9 protein-coding genes and 4 tRNA genes are annotated in these 12,411 nt (G+C 63.3%); 6 read left to right on the forward strand and 7 right to left on the reverse strand.

From position 1 onward, the window contains the following. Nucleotides 1-2: 2 nt before the first annotated feature. From HH213_RS22240 to HH213_RS22250, 3 genes are all read right to left on the reverse strand, one after another. Nucleotides 3-1,160: a GGDEF domain-containing protein gene (locus HH213_RS22240; RefSeq protein ID WP_169113674.1), complete on the reverse strand. Its 1,158-nt coding sequence runs from the start codon at nucleotides 1,158-1,160 to the stop codon at nucleotides 3-5. A 98-nt stretch (nucleotides 1,161-1,258) separates the two neighbouring features. Beyond that, nucleotides 1,259-3,469: an ATP-binding protein gene (locus HH213_RS22245; protein WP_169113675.1), complete on the reverse strand. Its 2,211-nt coding sequence runs from the start codon at nucleotides 3,467-3,469 to the stop codon at nucleotides 1,259-1,261. 70 nt (nucleotides 3,470-3,539) lie between these two features. Beyond that, on the reverse strand, nucleotides 3,540-3,950 hold the full coding sequence (locus tag HH213_RS22250; protein WP_169113676.1) for a winged helix-turn-helix transcriptional regulator: 411 nt from the start codon (nucleotides 3,948-3,950) through the stop codon (nucleotides 3,540-3,542). A 94-nt stretch (nucleotides 3,951-4,044) separates the two neighbouring features. Between HH213_RS22250 and HH213_RS22255 the strand changes: the two genes are divergently transcribed. Then, entirely contained in the window at nucleotides 4,045-4,893 is an 849-nt protein-coding gene (locus HH213_RS22255; protein ID WP_169113677.1) for an SDR family oxidoreductase, read from the forward strand. Nucleotides 4,894-4,959: 66 nt separating this feature from the next. Here the strand turns inward: HH213_RS22255 and HH213_RS22260 are convergent. The 3 genes from HH213_RS22260 to HH213_RS22270 all read right to left on the reverse strand — a co-directional run bounded on the left by HH213_RS22260 (nucleotide 4,960) and on the right by HH213_RS22270 (nucleotide 5,437). Next, nucleotides 4,960-5,044 (reverse strand) — tRNA-Leu (locus HH213_RS22260). Between the two features lie 27 nt (nucleotides 5,045-5,071). After that, nucleotides 5,072-5,156 (reverse strand) — tRNA-Leu (locus tag HH213_RS22265). A 196-nt stretch (nucleotides 5,157-5,352) separates the two neighbouring features. Further along, nucleotides 5,353-5,437: transfer RNA gene (locus HH213_RS22270), tRNA-Leu, on the reverse strand. Between the two features lie 148 nt (nucleotides 5,438-5,585). On the opposite strand from HH213_RS22270, the gene HH213_RS22275 reads away from it, so the two are divergent. Further along, nucleotides 5,586-7,181, forward strand: a complete 1,596-nt coding sequence (locus tag HH213_RS22275; RefSeq protein ID WP_169113678.1) for an ATP-binding protein — start codon at nucleotides 5,586-5,588, stop codon at nucleotides 7,179-7,181. Between the two features lie 45 nt (nucleotides 7,182-7,226). Here HH213_RS22275 and HH213_RS22280 read toward each other — a convergent pair. Next, nucleotides 7,227-7,311, reverse strand: a tRNA-Leu gene (locus HH213_RS22280). 284 nt (nucleotides 7,312-7,595) lie between these two features. On the opposite strand from HH213_RS22280, the gene rnr reads away from it, so the two are divergent. From rnr to HH213_RS22300, 4 genes are all read left to right on the forward strand, one after another. After that, nucleotides 7,596-10,055: a ribonuclease R gene (gene rnr, locus HH213_RS22285; protein ID WP_110848356.1), complete on the forward strand. Its 2,460-nt coding sequence runs from the start codon at nucleotides 7,596-7,598 to the stop codon at nucleotides 10,053-10,055. Beyond that, nucleotides 10,056-10,802 carry a 23S rRNA (guanosine(2251)-2'-O)-methyltransferase RlmB gene (gene rlmB / locus HH213_RS22290; RefSeq protein WP_110848355.1) on the forward strand — a complete coding sequence of 249 codons (747 nt, stop codon included), beginning with the start codon at nucleotides 10,056-10,058 and terminating at the stop codon, nucleotides 10,800-10,802. Nucleotides 10,803-10,984: 182 nt separating this feature from the next. Further along, the gene (cysE, locus tag HH213_RS22295; RefSeq protein ID WP_110848354.1) at nucleotides 10,985-11,722 is read left to right on the forward strand and encodes a serine O-acetyltransferase; all 738 of its coding nucleotides are present in this window, start codon (nucleotides 10,985-10,987) and stop codon (nucleotides 11,720-11,722) included. Nucleotides 11,723-11,733: 11 nt separating this feature from the next. Then, on the forward strand, nucleotides 11,734-12,402 hold the full coding sequence (locus HH213_RS22300) for a YceH family protein (protein ID WP_110848353.1): 669 nt from the start codon (nucleotides 11,734-11,736) through the stop codon (nucleotides 12,400-12,402). Nucleotides 12,403-12,411: the final 9 nt, after the last annotated feature.

The following is a 12,411-nucleotide window of genomic DNA, read 5'->3' on the forward strand; positions in this document are numbered from 1 at the left end:
CCTTACACCAGTTGTTGGGCGCAGACGCGATTGCGGCCGCTGTTTTTCGCAGCGTACAGCAAATTGTCGGCGGCTGCGATCATGTTGACATGGGCATCGGGGGCGGAGGCGGCGAAATCCACGCTGGCGACGCCAAAGCTGGCGGTCACGGCGATCTGCTGGCCGGCGTGTTCGACCGGCATGGCGGCCAGCGTCTGGCGCAGCCGTTCGGCCAGCAGTTCGCCGCCGGCCAGGTCGGTTTCCGGCAGGATCAACAGGAACTCCTCGCCGCCGTAGCGCACCACGCTGTCGATGCTGTCGCGCGTCATCGATTGCAGCAGGAAGGCAAAGCGTTGCAGCACGGCGTCGCCGCCGTAGTGGCCGTAGGTGTCGTTGACCGCCTTGAAGTGGTCGAGGTCGCTCATGATGACGGTCAGGCTGAGCTTGTAGCGCTGGGCACGCGAGATTTCCGTTTCCAGCAATTGCTCGTGCAGGTGGCGCCGGTTGTAGCAGCCGGTCAGCGGGTCGCGCACCGACAGGTTTTTCAGCACCATCTGCGCGCTGTATTCCTCGCGCGACAGGATTTCATAACGCCGCGCCGCCACGTAGCAGAACACATTACACAGCGTCAGCAGCGCCGCCATGGTGCCCAGCTGCATGCCGTGCACGTCGCCCAGTCGCCACGCCAGGAACATGAACAGCGCGGTGGCCGCCGCCGCGATCTCCACCGCGTACAGCAGCCGGTTGGGAATGTAGATGTAGATGACGATGATGACGATCGACATCGAGATCGCGTGCAGCGAGAATTCGTTCGGGCGCAGCGCTGCGATCAGCAGGAAGCCGGCCGCACCAGCCACTTCGACAATGGTGGCGGCCAGGCGGGTGATGGGGATGGCGTCTGGCCGCCGCTTCACCAGCGCCAGGCAGGCCAGCACCGTGGCGGCGACGGCAATCCGCGCACCGACCAGCAGACAGGTTTTCAGTTCGTAGCCCACCCAGATCAGGTCGGTGACGGCAAAGCACAGGTAGAACAGCGCGCAAAACAGAAAAGTTACGCGCAACTGCGCTTGAGTCGTGGCCAGGTGATGGCGCAGGAAATCGTTTTCCGTCGTGGCGTCGCAAAATTCGCACTTGAGCGGTGCGACTTTGATTGTCCTGGACGGAACAGGATTTGAGGGCATGGCTGCAGGTCTCCGCTTGCGGCCGGCTGCTTGCCGGTCTGTCAGCTCAGATTATACGGCTGCAACAGTTGCGGAGCGGAAAAATCTTCGCAGAGTGGCTACAGCGGCGCGCTCTTAGGAAGGCGCAACATGAAGCTGGCGCCGTGTCCTGGCGTGCTGGCGGCGTCGATCCGGCCGCCCAGCACGCCGGTGACGATGTTGTGTGTTATATACAAACCGAGGCCGGAACCGCCGGCGCCCATGCGTGTGGTGAAGAACGGGTCGTAGATGCGCGGCAGGTTTTCCGGCGTAATGCCGGCGCCGGTATCGCTCAGGGTGATGGTAATTTCGCCATTATTGCTGTCGTGCGCGGACAGGGTGATACTGCCGTGGTCGTTAGCCTGATGCCGGCTGCTGAAACCGTGTACCAGGCTGTTGTCGATCAGGTGACGCAGCGCCTGCACCAGCAGGCCGGGGTAGCTGTCCATCTCCAGCCAGTGGTCGACGTCCTCGATCAGTTCCAGTTCGCGCTGGCGCACTTCGCCTTGTACCGACTGCATTAGCTCGGCCACCACGTCGCCCAGCATGAAGCGGCTGCGCTGGCTGCCGGCGCCGTCCACCGCAATCCGCTTGAAGCTGTCGACCAGCGCGGCGGCGCGGTTCAGGTTGCGCAGCACCACCTCGTCGGCGCTGGCGGCCTCGTCCAGGTAGGCGGCCAGCACCGACTTGCGCAGACCGCTTTCCAGATCGTGGCGCAGCGCGGCGGTGCGTTCGCTCATGCTGCTGGCCATGGTCAGGCTGTTGCCGATCGGCGTGTTCAATTCGTGTGCGAGGCCGGCCACCAGCGCGCCCAGCGCGGCCAGCTTGTCGCGCCGCACCAGTTCTTCCTGCGTCAGGCTGAGGTTGTCCAGCGCGGTGCTCAGTTCTTCGTTGACGTGTTCGGCGTCCTCCTTGGCCTGGCGCAGCTCGGCCGTGCGGGCCGCCACCAGTTCTTCGAGGTGTTCTCGGTGGCGTTGCAGCTCTTCCTCGCGCTTGGTGCGGGCGATGGCGATGCCGGCCAGGTGGGTGGCGGTGTGGATCAGGCGCCGGTCGTCCTCGTTGGGTTCGCGCACCTCGTGGTAGTACATGGCAAACGAGCCCAGCACCGTGTCCTGGTCCAGCAGGATCGGCATCGACCAGCAGGCGCGCAGGCCGAAGTGGACGGCGGCGTTGCGGTAGGGTGCCCACAGCGGATCGGCGAGGATATCGGTGACGATCACCGTCTGCTTGCGGAACATGGCGGTGCCGCAGGAACCGGCCGCCGGGCCGATCGGCAAGCCGTTGAGCGCGGCCAGGTAGTCGGGCGGCATGCTGGGGCCGGCGGCGCTGGTCACCGTCACGCCATCCGGATTGAGCAGCATGACGGTGCAGTGGCCGTGATCCAGCTGGGCTTCGATCAGGCGCACCAGCTTGTCCAGCGTGTCCGGCAGCGGGGCGCCGCCGGCGATCATTTCCAGCAGCGCGTTCTTGCCGTCGCGCAGGGCGTTGGCCAGCTGGCGCGGCGTGACGTCGACGATGCGCACATGCATCAGCCGGTGCTCGGCGGTGGTCAGCGGCACCATCCGCAGTTCGCAGGCGATAGCGCGGCCGGAGCTGTGGCGCAGTTCCATCTCGACCATCTGGATATCGCCCGACATGATCTGTTCGATGGCTGTGTTGAATACGTGCGCGCTGGGCTGGCCGTCCGGCTGCAAGGGCGGACACAGCGCCAGCAGGTCGGTCTGCACCAGTTCGGTTTCGGTCATGCCGAACAGCTGGCGCGTGCGGCGGTTGACATCCAGGATGCGGTAGCTGCCGCGCTGCAGCAGCAGGATGGCGTCTGGCGAACTGGCCAGCATGTTGTGGTAGTTGACTTCCAGCGTGGCCATGGTCGGCATGCCGGCCAGCATCGGCGCCGGCGCGATCAGTTGCAAATGCAGCAGGATTTTCTCGGCCAGCTCGTCCGTCTGGAAGCTCAGCGGCAGGTAGGCGGCGGCGCCGGCCTCGTCGGCGCGCAGGCGTTCTTCCGCGCTGGTATGGGCCGATAGCAGGAACACCGGCAGCGGCGTCTGGCTGGCTTGTTGCAGGCGTGGACACAGCTCCAGGTCGGCGCTGCCGGCCAGTGCCACGTCCAGCAGGGCCAGCGCGACGTGGCCGCCGCGCACGGCCGCCAGCGCTTCGTCGCCGCGGCTGACAGCTTGCACGGTCAGATGGTGGCGCGCCAACATGCGTTGCAGCGCGGCCGTGTCATAGGCGGTGCTGGCGGCTATCAGGATGGTGTGCGGCTGATCGGATGAGAACGGCGGCATCATGTGTGGCTGGTGCGGCTCCGCAGTGCGGCGTGAGGCCAGTGTATTACAAGATCGGCTTGCGTGGGCGGCATCATGCGGCTTGCAGCGCGGCAGCTTCTTGTGCCTGCTGGATCAATGGGAAATTGTCTTCGATCCAGTCGACCAGCACTTCCAGGCGGGTGGCGGCTTCGCGGCCGAGGGGCGTCAGGCTGTATTCCACGTGCGGCGGCACCACTTGCAGGGCGACCCGCAATACCAGGCCGTCGTGGGCGAGGGCGTCCAGCGTCTGCGCCAGCATTTTTTCGCTGACGCCGCCCACTGCGCGGCGCAGCTCGCTGAAGCGGTGGGTGCGTTCCACCAGCATCACCAGCACCAGCACGCCCCAGCGGCTGGTGATATGGCCGAGCACCGCGCGTGACGGGCAGTCGGCCGCCATCACCTGGGCCCGCTGCGGGTCCTGTTGCATTTGCTGGATGGTCTTGCGCAGGGATTTGCTGGTCATCGGAAGCTCCTAGGGTACTTACTAAAATGTGCGTACTTACAATTCGTAAGTATAGCCGATATGATGGTCTCATTCACTTTTTAGGAGAGACCTGATGATTATCGTTACTGCTGCAAGCGGCCAACTGGGCCGTCTGGTGATTGCTGAACTGCTCAAGCGCGTGCCTGCCGAAAACATCGTCGCCGCCGTGCGCGACCCGGCCAAGGCGGTCGACCTGGCCGACCAGGGCGTGCTGGTGCGCCATGCCGACTACAACGATCCCGCCACGCTGGATGCAGCGTTGGAAGGCGCCACCAAGGTGCTGCTGATCTCGTCCAATGACCTGGGCAAGCGTGTGTCGCAGCACCGCAACGTGATCGATGCCGCTGCCCGTGCCAAGGTCGGTCTGCTGGCCTACACCAGCGTGCTCCACGCCGACAGCTCGACGTTGAGCCTGGCAGGCGAACACCGCGCCACCGAAGAGGCGGTACGCGCTTCGGGCCTGTCGTACAGTCTGCTGCGCAATGGCTGGTATGTGGAGAACTACACGGTCAGTCTGGGCGGCGCGATTGCGCACGGTGCGCTGGCCGGAGGCGCCGGCGAGGGCCGCATCTCGGCCGCCGCGCGCGCCGACTATGCCGAAGCGGCAGCCGTGGTGCTGGCCAGCAGCGGCGCGGTGGAGCAGGTCTATGAACTGGCGGGCGACACCGCCTTTACGCTGGCCGAACTGGCAGCCGAAGTCTCGCGCCAGAGCGGCAAAACCATCCCGTTCCACAATCTGCCGCAGAAGGACTACGCTGAGTTGCTGGTGAATGTGGGTCTGCCAGCCCCGCTGGCCGACCTGATCGCCGACTCCGACACCCAAGCCGCACAAGGCGCACTGTTCGACGACAGCCGCACCCTGGGCAAACTGATCGGCCGTCCCACCATCTCGCTGGCTGACGCAGTGAAAGCAGCGCTGTAACCAGACGCTGGAATGAAAAAAGCCTCCATCTGCTTGACGCCGATGGAGGCTTTTTTGCGGAATTTTTGGTGCCCACGGAGGGACTCGAACCCCCACACCTTGCGGCACATGGACCTGAACCATGCGCGTCTACCAATTCCGCCACGTGGGCATTGTAGTTTCAACAGTCATCAGCGCTTGGTGCCCACGGAGGGACTCGAACCCCCACACCTTGCGGCACATGGACCTGAACCATGCGCGTCTACCAATTCCGCCACGTGGGCGCTGAATCTGTCTTAGCTACTTTCTGCTGCTTGCTCTGCAACAGAAGGCATGCATCTTAAGGGGCGACCGCGCACCCGTCAATAGCAATTTGCTGCTTTTGTGAAATTATTTCAATGGCCACATCAAACCATTGCGTGGAAATGAAAAAAGCCGCAGACACATGAAATATGTCTGCGGCTTTTCTACGGAATTCTATGGTGCCCACGGAGGGACTCGAACCCCCACACCTTGCGGCACATGGACCTGAACCATGCGCGTCTACCAATTCCGCCACGTGGGCATTTTGCTGCTTGCTCTGCTGCGTAGAACGCGTCAGAGGCCAGCACTATACGGCAACAACTCCTTTTCTGCAAGTGTTTTTGTGCTTGCCAGTTGTTATGCGCTTTCGTAAGCTGGGTGCTGTCATTGCGATACCGCCGGGGAGTGCGATGAATATCATCAGCAACTGGTTCGACAGCCAGAATTTCATGCCGCATGGGCATTGCTTCCTGTGGATGCCGTCCATCCTGTGGGCTAGTGTGATTTCCGACGCCTTGATCGCGCTGGCTTATCTCACCATCCCCATCAGCCTGGTGTACTTCATCCGCAAGCGGCGCGACATGCCGTTTGACTGGATGTTCATCGCCTTTGGTGTATTTATTCTCGCTTGCGGCGCCACGCACGTGATGGATGTGTGGGTGATCTGGCGGCCGGACTATGTGGTGGCGGTGGGTTTGAAAGCGATCACCGCCGTCGCCTCGGTCGTGACGGCCATCGCCATGGTGCGCCTGATTCCGATCGCGCTACGCATCCCGAGTCCGGCGCAACTGGCGGCGGTCAACGCCGAGCTGCAAAAAGCCAACGACGACCTGCGTACCGCCATGGAGCGCGCCGAGGTGGCCAACCGCGCCAAGAGCGCCTTCCTGGCGTCAATGAGCCACGAGTTGCGCACACCGCTCAACGCCATTCTCGGCTATGCCCAGATCCTCAAGCGTGACAAGGGCTTGACCGTGCCGCAGCAGACCGGCATCAGCACCATCCAGCAGGGCGGGCAGCATCTGCTGGCGCTGATCAACGACGTGCTCGACCTGTCGCGCGTCGATGCCGGCAAGATGGAATTCCATCCACGCCCGGTGCGGCTGGGCGATCTGCTGTCGGTGGTGGCCGACATCATGCGCGTGCGTGCCGAGCAAAAACATCTGTACTTTGAACTGGAGTTGATGGGCGCCTTGCCGCTGGCGGTCAGTGTGGATGAGACGCGGCTGCGCCAGGTGTTGTTGAACCTGCTTGGCAATGCCGTCAAATTTACCGATCGCGGCGCGGTGCGGCTGCGCGTGTCGCCGCTGCCGCCAGCGCCGGATCAGTCGGCCGGCGTGGCGCGCCTGTGCTTTGAGGTGGTAGATGAGGGCATCGGCATCGCCGCCGATCAGCAGGAGGCCATCTTCCGGCCGTTCGAGCAGGTAGGTGATGCATCGCGGCGCGCCGGCGGTACCGGTCTCGGGCTGGCGATCAGCCGGCAACTGGTGCAGTTGATGGGCGGCGCTTTGCAGGTGGAAAGCACGCAGGGCAAGGGCAGCCGTTTCTGGTTTGACGTGGCGCTGAAAGTGGTGGATGCCCCCGGTGTGCTGATGAGTGGCGAGCGCATCGCCACCGGTTACGTCGGCCCGCGCAAGACGATTCTGGTGGTAGACGATGTGGCCGCCAACCGCGCGCTGCTGCGCGACCTGCTGGGTGCGCTCGGCTTCCGCACCTTCGAGGCGGAAAACGGCATGTCGGCGCTGGCGCAAACCCAGTCGGTGCGGCCGGACATGGTGCTGCTGGATATGATCATGCCCGGCATGGATGGTCTGGAAATCATGCGCCGCTTGCGCGGTGATGTGCGTACCGCCGATACGCCGGTGCTGATGATTTCCGCCAGCTCTACGCCGGAAGAGGAGGAGCGCTCGCTGAAGGTGGGTGCCAACGCCTTCCTGGCCAAGCCGGTCAACGAGCACGACCTGTTGCGCGAGATCGGCGCGCACCTGAAACTGGAATGGACGGAGTAGAAATGAAAAAAGCCTCCCGAAGGAGGCTTTTAACACGGAATTCTGTGGTGCCCACGGAGGGACTCGAACCCCCACACCTTGCGGCACATGGACCTGAACCATGCGCGTCTACCAATTCCGCCACGTGGGCACTGATACTGCTCAACAACTCTGCTATTATATCGACCGGGAGAGTTTTGCGCCAGATGAACTTTTACATTCCTTACTGCACATCAACCCGTCTTGCAGATCCCGCCGCTTGCGCTGCGAGAGACCAGAATTATAGAGCAATCCCCGGCGATGTCAAATACCTCCCAAGAATATTTTTTGAGACACCCTCGATCCGGCATGAATTAGTCAAGCAAGGCGATTCCAAGTACACTACGCCTGTCGTCGTGCCATATATATGCTAACACTGTAAAAATAAGAAAACTTTTGAGCCAATCTACACACACCATTCCCAGCCGTGAGGAAATTCTCGGCATCTTCCGCAGCGTCGACGGTCCACTGGACCTGCGCGCCTTGTCGAAATCGCTGAAAGTCGGCACCGACGCCCAGGCCATCCTGTCGCGTCGCCTGAACGCGATGCAGCGTGACGGCCAGATCCTGATCGATGATGCCGGCCACTACACGCTGGCCGCGCAGACCGGCTTCGTTGCCGGCCGCGTCAGCAGTCACCGCGACGGCTTCGGCTTTGTGATCCCGGACGAGCCGGGCGAAGACCTGTTCCTGCCCGAGAAGGAAATGCAGAAAGTCCTGCATGGCGACCGCGTGCTGGCCAAGGTCATCGGCGTGGACCGCCGTGGCCGCCCGGAAGGCACGATCGTCGAAGTCACCCAGCGTGCCAATACCCACATCATCGGCCGCCTGCTGAACGAGAGCGGCGTGTGGGTGGTGGCGCCGGAAGACCAGCGGATTTCGCAGGACGTGCTGGTCGAAGGTTCGATCGGCAAGGCCAAGGCTGGCCAGGTGGTCAGCGTTGAACTGACCGAGCAGCCGATGCGCTTCAAGCAGCCGGTCGGCAAAATTGTCGAAGTGCTGGGTTCGCTGGACGATCCCGGCATGGAAATCGAAATCGCCGTGCGCAAGTTCGGCGTGCCGCACATCTTCTCGGACGCCGCGCTGAAACAAGCCGCCAAGCTGCCGGACCATGTGCGTGAAGCCGACTGGGGCGAGCGCGTCGATTTGCGCGACGTGCCGCTGGTCACCATCGACGGCGAAGACGCGCGCGACTTCGACGATGCGGTCTACTGCGAACCGGTCAAGATCGGCCGCAGCAACGGCTACCGTCTGATCGTCGCGATTGCCGACGTCAGCCACTACGTCAAGCCGAACGACGCGCTCGATGCCGACGCGCTGGAACGCAGCACCTCGGTCTATTTCCCGCGCCGCGTGATTCCCATGCTGCCGGAAAAACTGTCCAACGGCCTGTGTTCGCTGAACCCGGCAGTCGACCGTCTGACGCTGGTGTGCGACGCCGTGATCACCGCCAAGGGCGAGATCAAGGCCTACCAGTTCTATCCGGCCGTGATTCACTCGGCCGCGCGCCTGACCTACACCGAAGTGGCCGACATCCTGGGTAACACCAAGGGTCCGGAAGCCGCGCGCCGTCCAGGCATCGTGCCGCACCTGCTGAATCTGTACGACGTGTTCCAGGCGCTGCTGAAAGCGCGCGCGGAACGTGGCGCCATCGATTTCGAGACCACCGAAACCTATATCGTCTGCAATCCGAACGGCAAGATCGAGAAGATCATCCCGCGCACCCGCAATGATGCGCACCGTCTGATTGAAGAGTGCATGTTGACCGCCAACGTTTGCGCGGCCGATCTGCTGATTCGCAACAAGCATCCGGGCACCTACCGCATTCACGCCACGCCGAGCGGTGAAAAGCTCAAGCAAGTGCGCAGCTTCCTCAAGCAGGTCAACCTGAACCTGGGTGGCGGCGACAAGCCGGCTGCGGGCGACTATGCCGCGCTGATGCGCGAGATCAAGGGGCGTCCGGATGCGTCGCTGCTGCAGACCATGCTGTTGCGCTCGATGCAGCAGGCGGTCTACTCACCGGACAACATCGGCCACTTCGGCCTGGCGTATGAGGCGTATGCCCACTTCACCAGCCCGATTCGCCGCTATCCGGACTTGCTGACGCACCGCGCCATCAAGGCCATCCTGCTGGGCAAGAAATACGAGCCGAAGATCGCCAGCACCAGCGTGCTGAACACCAACGTCTCGAACGCCACCCGCAAGCAGCAAGCCAAGGACAAGGCCGAGGGCAAAGAGAAAAAAGCCGGCGACCTGACCGTGTGGGACGCGCTGGGCGTGCACTGCTCGGCCAACGAACGCCGCGCCGACGAAGCGTCGCGCGATGTCGAGAACTGGCTGAAGTGCTACTTCATGCAGGACAAGCTGGGCGAGGAATACACCGGCGTCATCACCGGCGTGGCCACCTTCGGCATCTTCGTGCAGCTGGACCAGTTGTTTGTCGAAGGCATGGTGCACATCACCGACCTGGGCCAGGATTACTTCCAGTACGACGATGCGCGTCACGAGCTGAAAGGCGAACGCTCCGGCAAGACCTTCCAGCTGACCGACCATGTCAGCGTGCAGGTGGTGCGCGTGGACCTGGAGTCGCGCAAGATCGACCTGCGCCTGGCCGGGGCCGATGCGCCGCCGCCACGTCCGGACAAGGGCGAGCGTCAGGCCAAAGACCGCAAGACCAATCTCAAGCCTGTTCCGTCGATGCCGGCGCCGGCACCGGCCGCCCAACCTGCCAAATCCGGCAAGCCTTCGCGCAAGCCGGCGGCTTCCGCCAAGCCTGCCGTGGCCAAGACCAAGGCTGCACCCGCAGCCAAACCCAGAGCAGCCAAAGCTGCCTCTAATAGTAAGAAGAAGCGATAAATGAGTAAGAACAAAATGATTTTCGGTTTTCACGCGGTGACCTCGCGTTTGCGTCACGAGGCCGCCTCTGTGGAAGAAATTTTCGTCGATGCCGGTCGTGACGACCGCCGCATGAAGGATTTGATCGCCAACGCCAAAGCGGCTGGCGTGCGCGTGATGCCGGTCGATTCGGCACGTCTGGACAAAATTGTTGGCACCCGTCGTCACCAGGGCGTGATTGCGTTTGCGTCGCAGCTGGCGCTGGCGCGCAATCTGGATGAACTGCTGGATGCGATTGACGGTCCGCCGCTGCTGCTGGTGCTGGATGGCATTACCGATCCGCATAACCTGGGCGCTTGCCTGCGCGTCGCCGATGGCGTGGGCGCGCATGCGGTGATTGTGCCGAAGGACCGCGCGGTTGGCTTAAATGCGACGGCGGCCAAGGTAGCGTCGGGCGCGGCGGAAACCGTGCCTTATATCACCGTGACCAATCTGGCGCGCACCCTGCGTGACCTGAAGGATCGCGATATCTGGCTGATCGGTACCTCGGATGACGGCGAAAAAGGCCTGTACGAAGCCGACTTCACCGGCCCGACCGCGCTGGTGATGGGTTCGGAAGGCGAGGGCATGCGCCGCCTGACGCGCGAGACCTGCGACATGCTGGTCAGCATTCCGATGTTCGGCTCGGTTGAGAGTCTGAACGTGTCGGTGGCGTCGGGCGTGTGCCTGTACGAAGCGCGCCGTCAGCGTATCGCCAAAGAAGGCTGAGTCGACTCAGCACGGATTCCCGCCTGCGCGGGAATGACGCCCGTCCCGCGCAGGTGCCGGGCGCCCCGTCGTCCCCGCGCAGGCGGGGGTCCATCACCCGGCTCATCGGGCCGAACTCCCCCTCAGCAACGTCCGATCGAATGCGCTAACATGGGCGTTCCGGTTGTCATTCCGCTCACATCATGTTCCACCGTCTCCGTCAGGACATCAACAGCATCATCGAACGCGATCCCGCCGCCCGCAACGCCTGGGAGGTGCTGACCTGCTATCCCGGGTTGCAAGCCATCGTGCTGCACCGCTGGGCGCACTGGTACTGGACCCACAAGCTGAAATGGCTGGGCCGCTTCGTCTCCTACCTGGCCCGCATCCTCACCGGCATTGAAATCCACCCTGGCGCCAGCATCGGCCGCCGCGTCTTCATCGATCACGGCTTCGGCGTGGTGATCGGCGAAACCGCCGAAGTCGGCGACGATTGCACCATCTACCAGGGCGTGACGCTGGGCGGCACCTCGCTGCATACCGGCGCCAAGCGCCATCCCACCTTGGGCCGCGGCGTCATCATCGGCGCCGGCGCCAAGGTGCTGGGCGGCTTTACGGTCGGCGATTACGCCAAGGTCGGCTCCAACGCCGTGCTGCTGAAGCCGGTGCCGCCGGGCGCGACCGCCGTCGGCAATCCGGCCCACATCGTCCAAAAGGATTTACTCAACGCCGCCGGCAACCCGTTCGCCGCCTACGGCGTCACGCCCAACGGCGACGATCCGCTGTCGAAGGCGCTGCGCGGACTGATCGAACATGCCGCCAAGCAGGAGCAGCGCATCGAACAACTGGCGGCGACTCTGCGGGCGGCCGGGCTGGAGTGCCAGAGCGTGCCCGAGTGTGATAAATTGAATTCTGACCAACTGAACAAGCTCGTCGAATAAGGAAGCAAGTCATGGAAGATACGCCCGATGGCGCAGAAGTGCTGGACCCGTTTGAAATCCGCGTGCTGGCCGTGCTGGCCGAGAAGGAAGCGCTAACGCCCGATAACTATCCGCTGTCGCTGAACGCGCTGGTCAACGGCTGCAACCAGCTGTCCAGCCGCGATCCGGTGATGGCGCTGTCGGAAGAAGCGGTGTCCGAAGTGCTGCAGCGGCTGATGCAGCGCAAGTACGTCAACGGCATCACCCAGGCTGGCGCCCGCGTCACCAAGTACGAGCATCGCATGCGCATCAAGTGGTCGCTGGAGCAGGACAAGGTGGCCGTGCTGAGCATCCTGATGCTGCGCGGCCTGCAAACCGCCGGCGAGATCCGCACCCGCAGCGGCCGCCTGCATGATTTCAAATCGGTGGCCGATGTTGAACAGGCGCTGCAATTCCTGATCGACAAATACCCGCCGCTGGTGTCCAAACTGCCGCTGGCGCCCGGCACCAAGGAGCCGCGCTACGGCCAGTTGCTGGGTGGCGAAGAGGCATTGGCGCGCGAGGAAACCGCCGCCAGCCTGGGCGGTTCGGTCGCGCAGGGCAGCCGCGTCGGCGCGCTGGAACAGGAAGTGCAGCAGCTGCGCCGCCAGGTGGAAGACCTGAGCGCGCAGTTTGCCGAGTTCCGCAAGCAGTTCGAATAAGCCGCCAGC

Origin of the sequence: Duganella dendranthematis (assembly GCF_012849375.1) — a bacterium.
Taxonomy (GTDB): domain Bacteria; phylum Pseudomonadota; class Gammaproteobacteria; order Burkholderiales; family Burkholderiaceae_D; genus Rugamonas; species Rugamonas dendranthematis.

Excerpts from the sequence above, each read along its gene's own strand:
- HH213_RS22240 (WP_169113674.1), bottom strand. The coding sequence starts at position 1,160 with ATGCCCTCAAATCCTGTTCCGTCCAGGACAATCAAAGTCGCACCGCTC.
- HH213_RS22245 (WP_169113675.1), bottom strand. The coding sequence starts at position 3,469 with ATGATGCCGCCGTTCTCATCCGATCAGCCGCACACCATCCTGATAGCC.
- HH213_RS22250 (WP_169113676.1), bottom strand. The coding sequence starts at position 3,950 with ATGACCAGCAAATCCCTGCGCAAGACCATCCAGCAAATGCAACAGGAC.
- HH213_RS22255 (WP_169113677.1), top strand. The coding sequence starts at position 4,045 with ATGATTATCGTTACTGCTGCAAGCGGCCAACTGGGCCGTCTGGTGATT.
- HH213_RS22275 (WP_169113678.1), top strand. The coding sequence starts at position 5,586 with ATGAATATCATCAGCAACTGGTTCGACAGCCAGAATTTCATGCCGCAT.
- rlmB (WP_110848355.1), top strand. The coding sequence starts at position 10,056 with ATGAGTAAGAACAAAATGATTTTCGGTTTTCACGCGGTGACCTCGCGT.
- cysE (WP_110848354.1), top strand. The coding sequence starts at position 10,985 with ATGTTCCACCGTCTCCGTCAGGACATCAACAGCATCATCGAACGCGAT.
- HH213_RS22300 (WP_110848353.1), top strand. The coding sequence starts at position 11,734 with ATGGAAGATACGCCCGATGGCGCAGAAGTGCTGGACCCGTTTGAAATC.